The 18,602-nt window shown below is 63.5% G+C and carries 13 protein-coding genes; 8 read left to right on the top strand and 5 right to left on the bottom strand.

Annotated elements, in window-relative coordinates; all coding sequences use genetic code 11:
- The first annotated feature begins 41 nt into the window (after window positions 1-41).
- A complete protein-coding gene (locus IHE30_RS05680) occupies window positions 42-1,250 on the top strand; it encodes a pseudouridine synthase (RefSeq protein WP_337689449.1) in 1,209 nt (402 codons plus the stop codon).
- Between the two features lie 34 nt (window positions 1,251-1,284).
- Here IHE30_RS05680 and def read toward each other — a convergent pair whose 3' ends face one another.
- The 4 genes from def to smc all read right to left on the bottom strand — a co-directional run bounded on the left by def (window position 1,285) and on the right by smc (window position 8,834).
- Window positions 1,285-1,818: a peptide deformylase gene (gene def / locus IHE30_RS05675; RefSeq protein WP_337689448.1), complete on the bottom strand. Its 534-nt coding sequence runs from the start codon at window positions 1,816-1,818 to the stop codon at window positions 1,285-1,287.
- Window positions 1,815-3,851 (bottom strand): NAD-dependent DNA ligase LigA, encoded by a 2,037-nt coding sequence (gene ligA, locus IHE30_RS05670; RefSeq protein ID WP_337689447.1) that lies wholly within the window; start codon window positions 3,849-3,851, stop codon window positions 1,815-1,817. The genes def and ligA overlap by 4 nt, the downstream gene beginning before the upstream one ends.
- 201 nt (window positions 3,852-4,052) lie before the next feature.
- Window positions 4,053-5,276 (bottom strand): cell division protein ZipA C-terminal FtsZ-binding domain-containing protein, encoded by a 1,224-nt coding sequence (locus IHE30_RS05665; protein WP_337689446.1) that lies wholly within the window; start codon window positions 5,274-5,276, stop codon window positions 4,053-4,055.
- Window positions 5,277-5,315: 39 nt separating this feature from the next.
- The gene (gene smc / locus IHE30_RS05660; RefSeq protein ID WP_337689445.1) at window positions 5,316-8,834 is read right to left on the bottom strand and encodes a chromosome segregation protein SMC; all 3,519 of its coding nucleotides are present in this window, start codon (window positions 8,832-8,834) and stop codon (window positions 5,316-5,318) included.
- Between the two features lie 299 nt (window positions 8,835-9,133).
- On the opposite strand from smc, the gene dapC reads away from it, so the two are divergent.
- From dapC to IHE30_RS05625, 7 genes are all read left to right on the top strand, one after another.
- Window positions 9,134-10,348: a succinyldiaminopimelate transaminase gene (dapC, locus tag IHE30_RS05655; RefSeq protein ID WP_337689444.1), complete on the top strand. Its 1,215-nt coding sequence runs from the start codon at window positions 9,134-9,136 to the stop codon at window positions 10,346-10,348.
- A 68-nt stretch (window positions 10,349-10,416) separates the two neighbouring features.
- Window positions 10,417-11,244 carry a 2,3,4,5-tetrahydropyridine-2,6-dicarboxylate N-succinyltransferase gene (gene dapD, locus IHE30_RS05650; protein ID WP_337689443.1) on the top strand — a complete coding sequence of 276 codons (828 nt, stop codon included), beginning with the start codon at window positions 10,417-10,419 and terminating at the stop codon, window positions 11,242-11,244.
- Window positions 11,245-11,619, top strand: coding sequence for an ArsC family reductase (locus IHE30_RS05645; RefSeq protein ID WP_337689442.1), 375 nt, complete (start codon window positions 11,245-11,247; stop codon window positions 11,617-11,619).
- Window positions 11,620-11,631: 12 nt separating this feature from the next.
- Window positions 11,632-12,771 carry a succinyl-diaminopimelate desuccinylase gene (gene dapE / locus IHE30_RS05640; RefSeq protein WP_337689441.1) on the top strand — a complete coding sequence of 380 codons (1,140 nt, stop codon included), beginning with the start codon at window positions 11,632-11,634 and terminating at the stop codon, window positions 12,769-12,771.
- 152 nt (window positions 12,772-12,923) lie between these two features.
- Complete coding sequence (gene prmB / locus IHE30_RS05635; RefSeq protein ID WP_337689440.1) at window positions 12,924-13,817, top strand: 50S ribosomal protein L3 N(5)-glutamine methyltransferase; 894 nt, start codon at window positions 12,924-12,926, stop codon at window positions 13,815-13,817.
- A 75-nt stretch (window positions 13,818-13,892) separates the two neighbouring features.
- Window positions 13,893-15,452: a cardiolipin synthase gene (gene cls / locus IHE30_RS05630; protein ID WP_443193605.1), complete on the top strand. Its 1,560-nt coding sequence runs from the start codon at window positions 13,893-13,895 to the stop codon at window positions 15,450-15,452.
- Window positions 15,453-16,619: 1,167 nt separating this feature from the next.
- Window positions 16,620-17,831, top strand: a complete 1,212-nt coding sequence (locus tag IHE30_RS05625; RefSeq protein WP_337689438.1) for a porin — start codon at window positions 16,620-16,622, stop codon at window positions 17,829-17,831.
- Between the two features lie 255 nt (window positions 17,832-18,086).
- Here IHE30_RS05625 and IHE30_RS05620 read toward each other — a convergent pair whose 3' ends face one another.
- Window positions 18,087-18,566 carry a glutathione peroxidase gene (locus tag IHE30_RS05620; protein WP_337689437.1) on the bottom strand — a complete coding sequence of 160 codons (480 nt, stop codon included), beginning with the start codon at window positions 18,564-18,566 and terminating at the stop codon, window positions 18,087-18,089.
- Between the last annotated feature and the right edge of the window lie 36 nt (window positions 18,567-18,602).

Here is an 18,602-nt window from a genome sequence, read left to right as displayed (position 1 = left end):
CTAGGCGCGCGCCTCGCCTGTCGGGCGCTGCATCGACGCCCATGCCGCCCCCCACGTCGTCATCATCGACCTCGCCCCCGCCGGATCGACGACACGCGTCGGCCCGCCGTCTCGCCACCGCACCGACGCAAGCGCGTCGCGCCAAGCGGCAAGACGAGGTGGCCGCCAGTGAGCCGTCCCAGGATACGGATCGCGGCGGTCGCGCGCGCGGCGCAAGTGCCGGCGAGCGTACGCGGGCGCAAGCGCCGGCACGCCGCGATAAGCCCGGCCATGCCGGTCGCAAGCCGCGCCAATCGCCGGCGCAGGCACTGGCCGAGCGCATTGACGCAAGGGGCACTGCCGAACAAGGCGCCGCACGCGGTACCCGCGAGCGGGGCGGCGGCACACGGCAGGCCGAGCGCGCGTCAACGGACAGGACGCGTCCCTCGCGTCCGCGCGCCGACGCGGGGGTACCGCGTCGCGACATCCGCCGCGGGATCGAGGCCGATGTGCCCGGCCAGATGCGGTTGTCAAAGCGGATGTCCGAACTCGGCTTGTGCTCGCGCCGAGAAGCCGACGAATGGATTGAGAAGGGCTGGGTCCGCGTCGACGGGCAGATTGTTGACACGCTCGGCGCGAAGATCACCGCCACGCAGCACATCGACGTGCTACCCCACGCCCGAGCGGCCCAGGCCCGGCAAGTCACGATCGTGCTGCATAAGCCGGTCGGCTACGTCTCCGGCCAGCCGGAAGACGACTACCCTCCCGCCGTCGCGCTCGTCACGCCGGCCAATCGCTGGAGCGACGATCCCGCGCCCACGCGCTTTTCCGCCACCCATCTGCGCTCACTAGCGCCTGCTGGCCGGCTTGACATCGATTCGACCGGCTTACTCGTGCTGACGCAGGACGGCCGTATCGCCAAGCAGTTGATTGGCGAACAATCCGAAGTGGAAAAGGAATATTTGGTGCGCGTACGCTACGGCACGTACACACAGCAAGTGGATCGCTATTTCCCTACCGATAAGTTAGCGCAACTGCGCGAAGGATTGTCACTGGATGGCGTGCGGCTCAAGCCGGCACAGGTCGATTGGCAGAACGGCGAGCAGCTACGCTTCGTGTTGCGCGAGGGTCGCAAACGCCAGATCCGTCGCATGTGCGAATTAGTCGGTCTGGAGGTCGTCGGCCTGAAACGCGTCAGAATAGGCCAACTGGTGCTTGGCGCGCTGCCGTCCGGTAAATGGCGATACTTGCGCGCGGACGAGCATTTCTGACGCAGCCGATGGCCGTCGGCGACGCGGGCCTGTGTCAATCGTCGGACACAGGATCCAGGCCCGGGAACAGCACTTCGGTAAAACCAAAGTTCGAAAAGTCGGTAATCCGCATTGGATACAGCTTACCAATCAGATGGTCGCACTCATGCTGCACGACCCGCGCATGAAACCCCTCGGCGATACGGTCGATCGGCTGGCCGTACTGGTCAAGACCTTCATACCGGATCATCGACAGACGGCTGACAATGCACCGCAGCCCCGGCACCGACAAGCAGCCTTCCCACCCCTCTTCCATATCCAGCGAAACGGGGGTGATCATCGGGTTGATCAGCACGCTCTCCGGTACAGCTGGCGCATCCGGATAGCGCGCGTTCTGCCCGAAGCCAAAGATCACGACCTGCAGATCCACACCGATCTGCGGCGCGGCCAATCCCGCGCCGTTGGCCGCGCGCATCGTCTCGAACATGTCTTGGATCAGTTGATGCAATTCCGGCGTATTGAACTTGTCCACCGGTTTCGCCATGCGCAACAGACGCGGGTCGCCCATTTTGAGAATTTCGTGAATCATTGCTGTTCACCCTCTAAAAGCCTACGCATCTCTTCTTCGTCGACGATCGGAATGCCCAACTCCTCAGCCTTCGTTAGCTTGCTGCCCGCATCGGCTCCGGCCACCACGTAATTCGTCTTCTTCGACACCGATCCCGCGACCTTCGCGCCAGCAGCCTCCAGCCTCTCCTTCGCTGCCTCGCGGGACAGGGTCGGCAACGTGCCAGTCAGCACCACCGTCATGCCGGCAAGCGGCCCGGCCGGTTTCCGGGGTGCCGGCGGCCCCTCGGGCCACTGCACGCCGGCTGCACGCAGTTGCTCGATCACCATCCGGTTATGCGGCTCCGAGAAGAAATGGCGGATTGCCTCCGCGACCACGGGGCCGACGTCGTTGACCTCGAGCAGCGCCTCCTCGCTGGCATCCATCAACGCATCGAGCGAGCCGAAATGCCGGGCCAGGTCCCTTGCGGTCGCCTCGCCCACGTGTCGAATGCCCAGCGCATAGATAAACCGCGGCAACGTCGTATGGCGCGCGCGCTCCAACGAGTCGATCAGGTTCTGCGCGGACTTGTCCGCGAAGCGGTCCAGTTGCGCCACTGTCGCAAAGCCAAGGTTGAACAGGTCTGCGGGCGTACGGATCAGGTTCTGCTCGACCAATTGATCAATGATCTTCTCGCCGAGCCCATCGATGTCGAGTGCGCGCCGCTGCGCGAAATGCCACAATGCCTGCTTGCGCTGCGCGGCGCAGACCAATCCACCCGTGCATCGCGCGATCGCCTCGTCCAGCAGCCGTTCGATTGCGGAGCTACAGACCGGGCAGTGGGTCGGCATCGTGAAAGGCCGCGCATCGGCCGGCCGACGCTCCTGAATGGCACCGACCACCTCCGGAATCACGTCGCCGGCGCGGCGCACGATGACGGTGTCCCCGATCAGGATATCCTTGCGACGTACTTCGTCCTCATTGTGCAGCGTCGCATTGGTCACCGTGGCGCCACCGACGAAGACCGGCTCGAGCCGCGCAACGGGCGTGATCGCGCCGGTACGGCCGACCTGCACCTCGATCGCCAGCAGCCGGGTCAGCGCTTCCTCGGCCGGAAACTTGTGCGCCAGCGCAAAGCGCGGCGCACGGGACACGAAACCAAGCCGGTCCTGCTCGTCACGCCGGTTGACTTTGTAGACGACGCCGTCGATGTCATACGGCAGCGACGCGCGGCGCGCGCCCACGTCGCGGAAGAACGCAAGCAGGCCCGCCGCGCCGCGGACCACCGCCCGTTCCTTGTTCACCGGCAAGCCCATGCTGGCGTACCAGTCAAGCAGCGCCGAATGCGTATCCGGCATCGGCACGCCGTCGAGCACGCCGATGCCGTACGCGAAAAACGACAATGGACGCTTCGCGGTGATTCTCGAATCAAGCTGCCGAAGACTGCCGGCCGCCGCGTTGCGCGGGTTCGCGAACTCACGCTGGCCCGCCTCGCGCTGCCGCGCGTTAAGTCGCTCAAAATCGCGCTTGTACATCAGCACTTCGCCGCGCACATCGATGACTTTCGGCACCGCGTTGCCGTTGAGTGTCAGTGGCAGTGACCGAATGGTCCGCACGTTCGCGGTCACGTCCTCGCCAGTCGTGCCGTCGCCGCGCGTGGAAGCCTGCACGAAACGGCCGTTCTCATACCGCAGCGAGATTGCCAGGCCATCGAACTTTAGCTCGCATGCATATTCGACGTCACCGTGCTGCAGCACATCACTGACGCGCTTGTCGAACGCGTCGACGTTGCTGTCCTCGAAACCATTGTTCAGCGACAACATCGGCACATCGTGAACGATGGGCGCAAAACCTTCGGCGACCGCGCCACCGACACGCTGCGTGGGCGAGTCGGGCGTGATCAGATCCGGATGGTCCGCCTCGATCTGCTCGAGTTCCTTGAATAGCTTGTCATACTCGGCATCCGGGATCTCCGGTCGGTCGAGCACGTAATACGCGTGATTGGCGCGATCAAGCTCCGTGCGCAGCCAGGCGGCACGCTCGGCCGGGCGGTCGGCGGACGGCGGAAACATCATGCGTGAGATGAAAATCGGTTGTTCATGGTGAAATTATCGCAGGAAGCCACACGCGGCGGCATCCGCCGGAAGCGCTATGACAGGACGGGCAGCACAAAAAAGCCCGGCGCCAGACACCGGGCTCGCGCAGGTGCCACGCCAGGCACCCCATCATTGACTGGCGAACGCCAACGGCCAACGGCCACCGGCGCGCCGGGTCGGTCAATTGCTAAACAGCCGTCGGGTCGCCGGCGAGCCGGCGGGAATACCTGCCTGCTCCAGCTTCGCGTACAGCGTCATCAGTTGCGTATCGATCGCCGCCAGCGCCGTCTCGGGCAGCGGCCGGCGTTGGTCGTCGACGACCCGCGCGCCAATGCGCTGCGCGAGCGACTTCGCATAGTCGCACATCAGCCGGAACGGCAAGATGTCTTCGTCGGCCACCGGCACGTCCAATAGCAGCGTGATCATCGTGCCACCCTTGTATGTCAGGTCGTCACGCAAGAAATTGGTGTCGCCGAACTGCAGCATGAACACCGGATTTTGCTTGGCGTCGAGCTTGACGAACCGCGTGCCGTCGCGCGAGAGCAACAATCCGTCCTGTGATGCAACGGCCTGGACATAATTGGCCGACCATGGCGCGCCGTCGGACAACACGTTAACAGACAATTGGGCATCGCATTGCGCGGCGAACCCATCCAGTTCACGCGCCATCGACACCGTTTCCATCATGTCCGGAAACTCGGGCGCGCCATCCAGCGCATCGGCGAAAGCCTGCACGCCGGACACAAACTCCGAAAATTCCAACTCGTTCAGCGGCCCGTTGCGGTTGGCCAGTTGCACCGCCGCACGCAACTCGTGGTACCGACCGCCCGGCTGCAACCACTCCCAATGCTCGCGGCCTTCGGCCTTGCCCTCGATGAACGCCGGCTTGCCACCGGCACGCCGCAACCGTTGCGCGAGCGGCAGCACCTTCTCGGCGGCGACCGGCGCTGCGATGCGGATCGGCACGACGCAGTCGATACGCCGATCCACGAGCGCCGGCGGTGCGGCGTTGATCGTCGTCGCAGCCGGCATGATCGGTTCCTGCAGCCCGTCATCCGCAGCGCGCGGCTCGGCCTGTGCGGCGCCAATCCCATCGCCGGCGCCTTCCGCCTGCAGATCGACCGGCGTATCGGGCGCCGCCGACGGCCCGAAACTCGGTTCACGGCGTGCCCCGGCCTGATCCGTACCCAAACCGGGCTCATGGCGTGAACCCGGGGCCGCGGGCTCGATGAACGGCCGCTCCTCGTTCGCGTTGGGTGCGCGCGCCCACTCCGCCGCCGCCTCGTCCGGCATCGGACGGGGCATTCTGCGCCGTACCTTGGCTGCCTGCCACGCGTTGTACGCGACCACGCCGGTCACCACCACTGCGCCCGCCCCTATCAATCCGAGCGTCAATTCATCCATGCAGACTCCATCAGCAAAGCTTATTCGTGTTGCTGTCCATTACCCAGCGTTCTGCGCGAAGCCCGCGGCCGTTTCCATATCGACCGCGACGATTCGCGACACGCCTTGTTCCTGCATCGTCACACCGATCAACTGCTGGGCCATTTCCATCGCAATCTTATTGTGCGAGATGAACAGGAACTGCGTCTTGTCCGACATCGCCCGCACCAGGTTCGCGAAGCGTTCGGTGTTGGCGTCATCCAGCGGCGCATCGACCTCATCCAGCAAGCAAAATGGCGCCGGATTGAGCTGGAACATCGCAAACACCAATGCCGTCGCGGTCAGCGCCTTCTCGCCCCCGGACAGCAGGTGAATAGTCGAATTCTTTTTGCCCGGCGGCTGCGCCATCACCTGTACGCCGGCATCGAGGATCTCCGCGCCCGTCATGATCAGCTTGGCCTGTCCACCGCCGAATAACCGTGGGAACAGTTCGCCGAAATGCCGGTTGACCTCGTCGAAGGTGCCCTGCAACAGCGCCCGCGTCTCCTCGTCGATCTTGCGGATAGCGTCCTCGAGCGTCTCGATCGCGTGCTGCAGGTCGGCCGACTGCGCATCCAGGAACTGCTTGCGTTGGCGAGCCGCACTCAATTCGTCCAACGCCGCCATGTTCACCGGGCCCAGCGCGGTGATGGCGTGATTGATCCGCGTCACCTCACCCTGCAGGTACGATGGCTTCATGTCCGCGCCGAGCTTGGCTTGCAGCGCCGTCTCGTCGACGCCGGCTGCCTCCAGTTGCTCAACGAACTGCTCGCGATTGAGCCGTGCCGCCTGCTCCTTGAGCTGCAACTCGGTAATCTTGTCGCGCAGCGGCTGCAGCGAGCGTTCCGCGGCCAGGCGCTGCTCGTCGGCCTGCCGCAATTGGCCAGTCAGCGCATCGAGTTCTGCACGCGCGGCCTGCAGCGCGTGCTCACGCTCGCTGCGCCATGCCAGCGCTTGCTGCAGCCCGGTATGGGCCGTTTGCCCGTTGATCGTTTCCAGTTCCGCACGCGCCTCTTGCAGCGCGCCGGCGACGCGCTCATCCTGCTCCAGCGCGACCTGGATACTGCGCGTGAGGGTCTCGATGCGGGCCGCGACATCGCGCTGCGCATAGACCGCATCTTGAGCCACGCGCTCCAGTTCCCGCGCCTTCTGGCGGGCGTCTGCCAGGGTTTCGTCGAGCGCCTCGAACGCCAATTGCTCGTCTTCAAAGCGCGCCTGCAGCTCGGCCAGCTCGGTGTCGAAACGCTCAAAATTGCTCTCGGACTCGCTGCGCAGAACTCGCTGCTCGTCGATCTGCGCGGCGATCTCATCGAGCTCCTCGCCAATCTGCACGCTACGTTGCGTGTAGCGCTCATGCGCCTGCGTCAGCTTGAGCACGTCCAGTTGCAATGCATGCACCTGCTGCGTCGCGCGTTCGACTTGTGCCCGCGCATCGGCCAGCGCCTGCGTCGCCTGCGTATGTGCGGCCTCGGCGCGCACCGCGGCGCCGCGCGCTTCATCCGCTAATAGCACCTGAGCACGGACCTCACGCCCGAGATTGTCGATTTCCTGTTGCCGCGCAAGCATGCCGGCCTGCTCGGAATCGGCTGCATACAGTTGCACGCCGACGCGGGTGACCAGATGGCCGGCCTGGACGACGAAGCATCCGCCATCTGGCAGCTGAGCACGCGCGGCCAGTGCCTGGCCGAGTTCGTCGGCCACGAACGCATGGGCAAGCCAGTCGCCGAGCACCGCGCGCAGTCCCGGGTCATCGATGCGCAGTAGCGTCAGCAACGGCCGCAGTCCGGCCGGCGTCTGCAGCGGCTTGCCGGCCGGTGGAGGCGCATAGAACGCGAGTTTGGCCGGCGGCGCATCGGTGGCGAACGCGTTGACCCAGTCCAGATTCGAGATTTCGAGCGCGGCCAGTCGCTCGCGCAGGACCGATTCCAGTGCTATTTCCCAGCCGGGCTCGATGTGCAGCTTCTTCCACAGGCGCGGTAGCGTAGCCAGTTCATGCTTGTCCAGCCACGGCTGGAGCTTGCCCTGCGTCTGCACGTTTTGCTGCAACTGCTTGAGCGCGGCCAAGCGTGCCTCGAGCTGGTGAATCCGTGCGTTTTCTTGCTGCACACGCTCCTGCGCAGCGCGGCGCGCCTCCTCTAGCTGCGGCGCCTGCTGTTGCGCGTCGGCGAGCCGTTGCTGCGCATCGTCCAGAATCTGCTCGTGCTCGGCCAACTGCATGCGCAGTTCCTCGAGTTGCGCCTCGTCCGGCGCGTCCAGCCCCTGCCGCTCGCTCCTCAGGCGCTCCAGCCGCACCTGCAACTGCTGCAACTGCTGGTCGGCGTTACGCTGATGCGCCGCCTCCAGCTTTAACGCTTGTTCCGCTTGCGCGATCGCGCCCCGCTCGTCATTGAGCTTGGCCTGCGCCTCGCGCCACCGCACTTCCAACGCCGGCAGCGCATCGTTTTGCGCCGCCGCGTCGTCCTGCGCGCGCGCCACCCGCTCCTCGGCCTCGGCCAGCAACGCGTGCGCGTCGGCCAACTCGTCGCGTGCCTTCTCGGACTGCCTCTGCCACTGATCCCGCTGCGCGGTGAGCGCCGCGATCTGGTTCTGTGCACGATTGCGCGACTCGACGATGAATTTGATCTCCGCTTCCAGCCGGCTGACCTCGGCATTGGCCTCGTACAGCGTCCCTTGCGCGCCCTGCATCGCATCGCTGGCCGCGTAATGCGCGACGCGCATCGTCTCCAGTTGCGCTTCGACTTCGCGCAGCCTCGCCATCTGCGCCTCAAGCTCGACCTGCGCGGCGCCGATCGCCCGCTGCTGGCGCTCCTGCTCGGCCTGCGCCTCGTTCTTGCGCAGCAGCCACAGCAGGCGCTGCTTTTCCTCGCCCTCGGCCTGCAACGCCTTGAACTGCTGCGCGATCGTGGCCTGCCCTTCGAGCTTGTCCAGGTTCGTGCTGAGTTCGCGCACGATATCCTCGACGCGAGTCAGATTGTCGCGCGTGTCATTCAGACGGTTCGCCGTCTCCCGGCGCCGCTCCTTATATTTGGACACACCGGCCGCCTCCTCCAGGAAGACGCGCAACTCCTCGGGCTTGGCCTCGATGATCCGCGCGATCATCCCTTGGCCGATGATCGCGTACGCGCGCGGGCCCAGGCCTGTGCCCAGAAAGATGTCCTGGATGTCGCGCCGGCGCGCCGGCAGGTTGTTGATGTAGTAGCTGGACGTGCCGTCACGCGTGAGTACGCGCTTGACCGCGATTTCCGCGTATTGGCTCCATTGGCCCGCCGCCCGCCCGTCGCCGTTGTCGAACACCAACTCGACGCTGGCGCGACTGGCCGGCTTGCGCGCGGTCGAGCCGTTGAAGATCACGTCCTGCATCGATTCGCCGCGCAACTCGGACGCGCGTGATTCGCCGAGCACCCAGCGCACCGCGTCGATGATGTTCGACTTGCCGCAACCATTGGGGCCGACGACGCCAACGAGCTGGCCGGGCACCTGGAAATGAGTCAGATCGACGAAGGACTTGAAGCCAGCGAGCTTGATCGAGGTCAGACGCACGGCGATATTCGCTGTTCTAGAGAGATTGCATGGAGTCCGCGCGGCACCCATGCGGCGCCCGGACGTTCGGGGCCAATCATACCATCGTCGATTGGCAGCCCAAACCGGCTCGGACCGCTCGTTACGCAGCGTGTCGTGCCGGCGGCACGCCCGCGCGCGCAGGCACGCTATAATTATATTTTTGTGAATCATAACCCGCGTTCAACTCGGCGGCCGCGTACATTGACGCGGCGGCGTCTGTCCCGGCTGCCGACCTGGCAGCCCAACGCCGTGCCCGACGCCGCCACCAAGGCTTGCTAGTGAATCCGCGTCTCGACCTGCTGCAACCGTATCCATTTGAAAAGCTGCGCGCACTGTTCGACGGCGTGACCCCTTCGCCGGCCTATGCACCGATCAGCTTTGGCATCGGTGAGCCGAAGCATCCGACGCCAGCGCTGGTTCGCGAGGCCGTTCGCGCGTCGCTCGATGGCTTGGCGTCGTACCCCGCGACCGCCGGCACGTCGCCGTTGCGGCACGCGATCGCGGCGTGGCTGCAGCGCCGCTATGGATTGCCGGCGGTGGACCCAGCCACCAACGTGCTGCCGGTGGCCGGCTCACGTGAGGCGCTGTTCGCGTTCGCGCAAACGGTCATCGACCCCAGTCGCACAAGCGATGCGGGTCAGCCGCCGGTCGTGCTGTGCCCGAATCCGTTCTATCAGATCTACGAAGGGGCGGCGCTGCTCGCCGGTGCGCAGCCGTACTACGTGAACAGCGATCCGGCCCGCCATTACGCATGCGATTACGGCACGGTGCCACACGATGTCTGGGCACGCACGCAGCTGCTGTATGTGTGCTCCCCGGGCAATCCGACCGGGGCCGTGTTGGGCCTGGACGACTGGCGGGAGATTTTCGCCCTGGCCGAGCGCTTCGGCTTCACCATCGCGTCCGACGAGTGCTACTCTGAAATCTATTTCGACGAACGCAACCCGCCGCTTGGCGCGCTACAGGCCGCCCACGCACTAGGTCGCGGCTTCGAGCGCATCGTGATGTTCTCCAGCCTGTCCAAGCGCTCGAACGTGCCGGGAATGCGCTCTGGATTCGTGGCAGGCGACGCATCGATCCTGAAACGCTTCCTATTGTTCCGCACTTATCACGGTTCGGCGTTGAGCCCCGTCTACCAGGCCGCGAGCATCGCCGCGTGGGGCGACGAGCAGCACGTGCGTGACAACCGCCGACAGTACGTCGAGAAATTCGGCATCGTCACCCCGATGCTGGCCGACGTGCTGGATGTCGCGATGCCCGACGCGGGGTTCTACCTATGGGCGCAGGTGTCGCGCACCGGGTTGGACGATTGCGCATTCGCGCGGCGCTTGTACGCCGACTATAATGTCACCGTCCTGCCGGGCTCCTATCTCGCGCGCACCGCGCACGGCGCCAACCCGGGACGCAACTACGTGCGCATCGCGCTGGTCGCGGACACCGCCGAATGCGTCGAAGGCGCGCGACGCATCGTCCAATTCTGTCAAAGCCTGTAGCGCGCTGTCGCCTGCCGCGCGGCGCGCACGCATTGCATCGATATCAACCACACTCGAGTCATCAAGCCATGTCGCAACCCTTGCAGCAGATCATCGACACCGCGTGGGAAAACCGCGCCGAGCTATCACCGAAGTCCGCCCCCGCCGACATCCGCGAGGCTGTCGCGCACGTGATCGGCGAACTGGACCGCGGCACACTTCGCGTAGCCGAAAAGAAGGACGGCGACTGGGTCGTCAACCAATGGCTGAAAAAGGCAGTGTTGCTCTCGTTCCGGCTTGAGGACAACGTGCCGATGGCCGCCGGCGGCTACTCGCAGTTCTACGACAAGGTGCCTTCCAAGTTCGCGCGCTACACGCCCGAGGACTTTGCTGCGGGCGGCTTTCGTGTCGTGCCGCCGGCGATCGCGCGCCGCGGCTCGTATATCGCGAAGAACGTCGTGCTGATGCCGTCGTACACCAACATCGGTGCCTACGTTGACGAAGGCACGATGGTCGACACGTGGGCCACCGTTGGCTCGTGCGCGCAGATCGGCAAAAACGTTCACCTGTCCGGCGGGGTCGGCATTGGCGGCGTGCTCGAGCCGCTGCAGGCCAATCCGGTGATCATCGAGGACAACTGCTTCATCGGCGCGCGCTCCGAAGTCGTCGAAGGCGTGATCATCGGAGAGAATTCGGTGATCTCGATGGGCGTCTATCTCGGCCAGAGCACGAAGATCTATGATCGCGAAACCGGCGAAGTCATGTACGGCCGCGTACCGCCGGGCTCCGTCGTCGTGGCTGGCAACCTGCCGTCGGCCGACGGCAAATACAGCCTGTACTGCGCGGTGATCGTCAAGAAAGTCGATGCCAAGACCCGTTCGAAGGTCGGCATCAACGAACTGCTGCGGGGCGATTAAATGGCCGCCAGCCAGTCGCGCGGCAACGCGCTAACCGTCTATGGGATCCCGAACTGCGACACCGTGAAGAAGGCGCGCAACTGGCTCGACGCGCACGGTGTCGCGTACGCGTTCCACGACGTCAAGAAGGCCGGCGTCAACGACGCATTGCTGCGCGACTGGCTCGCCCAGGTGCCGCTGGACACACTCGTGAACCGACGCGGCACCACATGGCGCGCGCTCAGCGACGAGCAAAAGGCGGCGGCCGGCACAACCGACGGCGCCATCGCATTGATGATCGACAAGCCGTCGGTGATCAAACGTCCCGTGCTCGTGGCCGACGGCGGCATCAAGGCGGTTGGCTTCTCGGCCGACCAGTATCAAACGCTGTTCTGACCTTTCCTACCCATGAGCCGCACCCTTGCCCTGACCGAGGCCCTGATCGGCCGAGCATCCGTCACGCCCGAGGACGCAGGCTGCCAGGCATTGATAGCCGAGCGCCTTGTGGCGCTCGGCTTCACCTGCGAAACCCTCACCGAGGGCGGTGTTACCAACCTGTGGGCGCTCAAGCGCGGCGCTGACGGCCCGGCGGGCAAGCTGCTGGCGTTCGCCGGCCACACCGATGTGGTGCCGACCGGGCCGCTCGAGCAATGGAGCAGCGATCCATTTGTTCCAGTGCAACGCGACGGCCGACTGTACGGACGCGGCGCGGCTGACATGAAGGCGTCGCTGGCCGCCTTTGTCGTCGCGACCGAGGAATGCGTTGCCGCCCATCCGCGACACCGCGGCTCGATCGGCCTGCTGATCACCAGCGATGAGGAAGGGCCGGCGCGCTATGGCACGGTTAAGGTGATCGAGCGGCTTGAAGCGCGCGGCGAGCGCCTGGACTACTGCGTGGTCGGCGAGCCAACCTCCAGCGAGCGCTTCGGCGACACGGTGAAGAACGGGCGACGCGGTTCGCTATCCGGCACGTTGACCGTGCGTGGCATACAAGGTCATATCGCGTACCCGCACCTGGCGAAGAATCCGGTGCACCTGCTCGCGCCCGCGCTGGCTGACCTCGTGCGTGTGGCATGGGACCAGGGCAACGAGTATTTCCCGCCGACCACGTGGCAGGTATCGAACCTGCATGCCGGCACTGGCGCGACCAATATCATCCCAGGCAGTGCAAGCGTCGACTTCAACTTCCGCTTCTCGACCGCGACAACGCCCGACGAGTTAAAAGCACGCGTGCACGCAATCCTCGACGCCCACGGGCTGGACTACACATTGACGTGGAATCTGAGCGGCATGCCGTTCCTGACACCGCGCGGCGAGCTATCCAACGCGCTCGAGCAAGCGATCGAGGCCGAGACCGGCATGCGCCCCGTGCTCTCGACCACCGGCGGCACCTCCGATGGCCGCTTTATTGCGCGGATCTGCAAGCAGGTCATCGAATTTGGCCCGTGTAACGCGTCGATCCACAAGGTCGATGAACATATCGAGTTGGCCCACATTGAGCCATTGAAAAACGTTTATCGGGGCGTACTGGAGCGTCTCGTCGTGTGACGTACGGAACGGTTGGCGCCGCCGTGGCGATGCCAAACGCAGCCCGACCCGACCGCCGGCGACGTCGAACTCAATACGTCGCTGGCACCTCATACCGCCGTGCCCCTTCCTATCCGCCAACGCTCAACCCGGCGCTCATGCCGTCGCTTACCATGAACCATTCGTTTTCGACCGTCCGCGACTTGCTGCGCTATGCGGTCACCCGCTTCAACCAAGCCCAATTGGCATTCGGCCACGGCAGCGCAAACGCTTATGACGAAGCCGCGTATCTGGTACTCCATACGCTGCACCTGCCGCTCGACACGCTGGACCCCTTCCTCGATGCGCGTCTGCTGGACGACGAGATCGGCGCGGTACTCGACATCATCGAGCGGCGTGTCACGCAGCGGTTGCCGGCCGCTTACCTGACTCACGAAGCTTGGCTGCACGGCTATCGCTTCCATATCGACGAGCGCGTGATCGTGCCGCGCTCACTCATTGGCGAGTTGCTGCTCGAGCGGCTGTCGCCGTGGATCGACGCGCCCGATGAACTGGGCGCGGTGCTCGAGTTGTGTACCGGCTCCGGCTGCCTTGCGATCATGGCGGCCGACGCGTTCCCAAGCGCCGAGATCGACGCGGTCGACCTCTCGGCACACGCGCTGCAGGTGGCGCAGCGCAACATCGACGACTACGACTTGAATGAGCGGATCACGCTGTTCGAAGGCGACCTGTTCGAGCCGCTGCCGCAGCGCCAGTACGATTTGATTCTGGCCAACCCACCTTACGTCAACGAGGCGTCAATGCAGGCATTGCCGGCCGAGTATCGCCACGAACCGGCCATGGCGCTGGCGGGTGGCTGTGACGGTATGGACATCGTGCGCCGGATCATCGGTGCCGCGCGCGACTGGCTGACCGATGACGGGGTTCTCGTCATTGAAATCGGCAATGAACGGCCTCACGTCGAGGCCGCGTTCGGTGGCCTGCCATTGACGTGGCTGCCGACCCACGCCGGCGACGACAGCGTATTTCTGCTGCACGCGTCGGACCTGCCACGCGGCAAATCATGATGCAAGACAGCCCTGTCGGCGTATAGCACCGCTGGACAGAAGGCATAACCGCACGCTGCGGCACCACATTGTCCGATGCATACGCCATTGCGGCATGCACGCCACATCGGCGCTGCCGAAAAACGGCCACGACAGGTAAGATGCAAGACATGCCGCACCGCGCGAGCCGTCATTGGCCCGCTTTCCCGCATGCAACTGGATTGGCTCCATCTCGGTACATTAGTCGCTTGTGCGCATGGGCTCGGCGTCATCGCCGCCTGCCATGCGATTCTGCACACGCGTACGTCGCAAGGGGCAATTGCGTGGGCGGTTTCGCTCGTCGCAATGCCCTACCTAACGCTGGTTCCGTACCTTTTCCTGGGGCGTAGCCGTTTCGAGGGGTATGTCGATGCGCGACGCGTCGAGTACGAGGCAATCTGGGAGCGGCGTTTAGACCTAGTCGGCAACATCGGCACGCAATCCGACGCGCTGGACAGCGCGCCGGTCAACCAGTTGGGCGCACAGACGATCGCCGCACTGTCGTCGCTCGCGCGCATGCCGTTTTTGGCGGGCAACCACGTGCGCACGCTGGTGAACGGCGAGGCGACGTTTGCGGCGATCTTCGACGCAATTGACGCGGCACGTCACTACGTGCTCGTCCAGTTCTTCATCATTCGGGCCGACACAGTCGGCGACATGCTGCGCGATGCCCTGCTGGCCAAGGCGGCACAAGGGGTGCAGGTGCATTTGCTGTATGACAGCATCGGCAGTATCGACCTGCCAGCAGCCTACGTCAGCGCATTGCGTGCCGGCGGCGTGCAGGTACATGCGTTCGCCACCAACCGCCGCTTCGTCAACCGTTTTCAGCTCAATTTCCGCAATCACCGCAAAATCGTCGTCGTCGATGGCGAACGCGCATTCATCGGCGGCCACAACGTCGGTATCGAATACCTGGGGGGCAAACCCCCGTTATCGCCGTGGCGTGATACGCATATTGAAGTGCGCGGGCCTGTGGTAAAACAAATCGAATTCGTGTTCGTCGAGGATTGGTTCTGGGCCACGCAGCGGCTGCCCCGTACCACGCCGCCCATCCGCCCGTGGGGTGGCAACATGCATTGCCAAGTCATCGCTAGCGGTCCGGCCGACCGCCAGGAAACCGGCTCATTGTTCTTTGTCGCAGCGATTCATGCGGCACGCGAGCGCATCTGGATCACCAGCCCTTACTTGATACCCGATGAGGCCGTATTCGCCGCCCTCAGGCTCGCCGCGATGCGCGGCGTCGACGTGCGCGTGCTGATTCCGTCACGCCGCGATCATATCGTCGTTTTTGAAGCCTCCCGACTGTACGCCCATGACATGGTGCAGGCGGGCGTCCAAGTCTTCCGCTATCGGCCCGGCTTCCTTCACCAGAAGGTCATGCTAATTGATTGTGTCGCCGCCGCAATCGGCAGTGCGAACCTCGATAATCGGTCATTTCGCCTGAACTTCGAGATCATGCTATTGACTGTCGATTCCACGTTTGCCGCAGAGGTCGCAGCCATGCTCGAGGCCGATTTCGCGCTGTCTGATCCGGTCCAAGTCAGCGAATACGCGCGCACGCCGGCGTGGCGGCGCATGGCGATGCACGTCGCGCGGCTGTTCGCGCCGATTCTATAGCGGCGCGGGCTCGATGCGATGATCGAGTGCCGCCTACATCTTTAAAGCTGTACCGTCTCAAAGCTGAGACTGTCAATTAGAACCCCACCGCCACGCGGGCCGTCAACAATGGCGCAGGACGATGAATCGGCATGCCGGCGAACGACTCAATTACAGCCGTCCGGGACGAACAACGTCAGCACGATACTTACGATGGAAGCGCGTCGGGTACGCGCCTTAGCCTGTTTGGCAGCCGCAGCGCTTTATGCTGCAATAGTCTGAGCCGCATTTGCCGGCAGGATGGCCGGTACGCAATCAGCGCCACCCACGACACGGTCGCCCGCGGCGGAACCATAGTATGCTAGCTTGAACGCCTCCAGGCCTTTACAGTGTCCCCGCCCCATCATCGCATGCGCGGCCGGGAACCGTATGATCATCGCGCGCATCGCCGTCCGGCAAAGGGCGCAGCAACGTCGCCCATTGCCCGTCGCCGGCTTGTCCGCTGCTTCAAACACGAACCAGCGCCGACCCAATGCCTGGGGACATTGCTGCACTGCAACGCACCCCTCCCTTCCGGCACTAGGTCCTTGACATGGCATAGGAAACGAGTGTTCGAAATTTTTTGTTTATTGGCCCCATCGCGATCCAGCACCATGCCATATGCATCGATCGATTGGTTCAACGAGGCACTCCCTACACGGCACTGTCTAACATCAACAGTAGAAACGTGGCGGCTAATGACAATGGCAATGCTAGCTTCATCATGTCTTTACTCGAAAATTCATGACAATGCCTGCGCATTTGATTGCAATGTTGGTACAAATCGACTCATCGGATCGATCTGCGAAATGCCGACATTACCGTCCTTTGACGGCGTGGTCCCAGATAATTTTAGTGTCACGCCGCAAAGTGTTTGCCAAACCGCAAACTTTTCCTAATAACTGTACTTTGACCGCCAGATTCTGCTTCCAATAAGCCATCCGCGCACAACGCCGTACTTTTTGCCACTTACCATTGAGACCGTCCGGTCCGTCGAATGACCGGACACAAAGTAGCGTGCAGCCCTGCTGGGGATTAAATCCGGGAGAGGCTACCGTCGAGCTTGCGTTTTGACGGCTTTGATCCGTCCAAACCGAACCGCCACACGCAGCGCGCAACCAGCGTCAGCTGCACAGGAAAGGAGAACCAATGAAAAAGCGAGCGATGACCATTGTGGCCTTCAGTGGCCTTGCCGCGAATGCCGCTTGGGCACAGAGCAACGTCACGTTATATGGGGCCGTGGACAACGGAATTGGCTATCAAACCAGCCAGACAACGCCGGGCTCGGTCAATGGCGGACGCTCGGCCATCAAGATGGCTCACGGCGTCTGGTTAGGCAACCGCATCGGCTTCAAGGGCGACGAAGATCTTGGCGGCGGGATGAAGGCCCTATTCACGCTGGAAGCCGGTTTCAACGGCGCAAATGGTGAAGCCCTATTCGAAAAAAACGCTCAGTTTGGCCGGCAGGCCTTCGTGGGTATGGCGCATCCTGAGTTTGGGACCGTGACGGCGGGCCGCCAATATACTGCCTATTACACATTGCTCGCGCCATATAGCCCGACAACGTGGCTCACGGCGTACGGCTCGCACCCAGGCGACGTCAGCGCCCTAAATATGGCGTACCGCACGAACAGTTCGATTGTCTATATGTCCCCCAACCTCAATGGATTGAAGTTCGGAGGATCGTATGCATTCGCGGGCGTGCCCGGCAGTGCGTACCGCGGTTCGACGTGGAGTGCGGGCGTGCAATATATCAACGGACCGCTGGGTATCGCTGCGGGATTTCAGCGCATCAATAACGCCGCCGTTGGCGGCGGCGAATGGGATGTGCAATCGGCGACCACCTCCAACGGCAAGCCCCCTGTGTCGGCGATCAACTATGGGTACCAAACCGCGCAGGCACAACAACGCGTCGGCGTGACAGGCGGGTGGACAATCACGCCCGAACTTGATGTTTCGCTCTCTTATACGAACACACAGTACGTGCCAGGCATGCTGTCGCGCTTTCGTAATCAGGCCGTATTCAATGCGGCGGGTGTCGTGCTGCACTGGAAACCGAGCCCAGTGTGGGACCTCGCTGCCGGCTACAACCATGCGCGCGCAAGCAAGGCCAACGGAATCGAGCACGCAGCACGGTATAACCAGTTCAATCTGTCGCAGTACTATAGCCTGTCAAAGCGTACCGGCATCTACATGGTGCAGGCTTACCAGCGCGCAAGCGGCAATACGTTTACGACGGCACCGGACGGCACCACGAGCGTGGTCAAGGCCACCGCGTCGATCGGCGATGTGATGAACGGTGCGCCCTCGTCATCGCAGAGTCAATTTGCCGCCGCTGCAGGGATCGTGCACCGGTTCTAAGTTGTCGCGGTTTTGATCGAAGCGCTAACAGCTGCTCGTTCATGGTAGCAGCGACGCACACATGGCTGCGTGTCCGCGTGGACACGCAGCCACACAGGAAGCTGCACAAGAAGCTGCGTTTATGGTCCACCGATGGTCTCGCCATCCGCTAGTCGATGGGCAAAGGCCCTCCGTCGAGGACACGCTCTTATCACGTGCGTCGGCCAACCAATACAAGAAGACGCACCGGCACGTATGCCGACAAGCTCAGCCGCTTCAAAGCAACTTTTCGATATCCGGCTCGATTGCGTCGGGTTGGGTGACAGGCGCATAGCGCTTGACCGACCTGCCTTCGCGATCGATCAAAAACTTGGTGAAGTTCCACTTGATCGCCTCGGTCCCGAGCACGCCGGGCGCTTCCCCGGTCAAATAGCGATACAGCGGGTGCGCATGGGCACCGTTGACATCGATCTTGTCAAACATCGGGAACGTGACCTGGTAGTTTTTCTCGCAAAATGCGCCGATCTGCTGTGCGTCGCCCGGCTCCTGCTTACCAAACTGGTTGCACGGAAAGCCCAGTATCTCCAGGCCGCGCGCCGCATATCGTTCATACAAGGCCTGCAATCCCGCATATTGCGGCGTGAACCCGCATTCGCTAGCGGTGTTGACGATTAGCAGGACCTTGCCGCGGTAGTGCTCCAGCGAAATGTCGTCGCCCTGCAGTGAGCGCGCAGAGAATGAATAGAGTTGGCTCATCCGGACTCCTTGTACGAGCATGAGGTCATACGTGCA

The sequence above is a fragment of the Mycetohabitans sp. B46 genome (genome assembly GCF_037389205.1).
Classification (GTDB): Bacteria; Pseudomonadota; Gammaproteobacteria; order Burkholderiales; family Burkholderiaceae; genus Mycetohabitans.
The sequence above is the reverse complement of the archived record's forward strand: the minus strand, read 5'-3'. Positions and strand labels throughout refer to the sequence as shown.

Bases quoted from the DNA above. Each gene is read 5' to 3' on its own strand.
- def (WP_337689448.1), bottom strand. From the start codon at position 1,818: ATGATTCACGAAATTCTCAAAATGGGCGACCCGCGTCTGTTGCGCATG.
- dapE (WP_337689441.1), top strand. From the start codon at position 11,632: ATGAGCCGCACCCTTGCCCTGACCGAGGCCCTGATCGGCCGAGCATCC.
- cls (WP_443193605.1), top strand. From the start codon at position 13,893: ATGCATACGCCATTGCGGCATGCACGCCACATCGGCGCTGCCGAAAAA.
- IHE30_RS05645 (WP_337689442.1), top strand. From the start codon at position 11,245: ATGGCCGCCAGCCAGTCGCGCGGCAACGCGCTAACCGTCTATGGGATC.
- prmB (WP_337689440.1), top strand. From the start codon at position 12,924: ATGAACCATTCGTTTTCGACCGTCCGCGACTTGCTGCGCTATGCGGTC.
- IHE30_RS05625 (WP_337689438.1), top strand. From the start codon at position 16,620: ATGAAAAAGCGAGCGATGACCATTGTGGCCTTCAGTGGCCTTGCCGCG.
- IHE30_RS05665 (WP_337689446.1), bottom strand. From the start codon at position 5,276: ATGGATGAATTGACGCTCGGATTGATAGGGGCGGGCGCAGTGGTGGTG.
- IHE30_RS05680 (WP_337689449.1), top strand. From the start codon at position 42: ATGCCGCCCCCCACGTCGTCATCATCGACCTCGCCCCCGCCGGATCGA.
- IHE30_RS05620 (WP_337689437.1), bottom strand. From the start codon at position 18,566: ATGAGCCAACTCTATTCATTCTCTGCGCGCTCACTGCAGGGCGACGAC.
- dapD (WP_337689443.1), top strand. From the start codon at position 10,417: ATGTCGCAACCCTTGCAGCAGATCATCGACACCGCGTGGGAAAACCGC.
- ligA (WP_337689447.1), bottom strand. From the start codon at position 3,851: ATGATGTTTCCGCCGTCCGCCGACCGCCCGGCCGAGCGTGCCGCCTGG.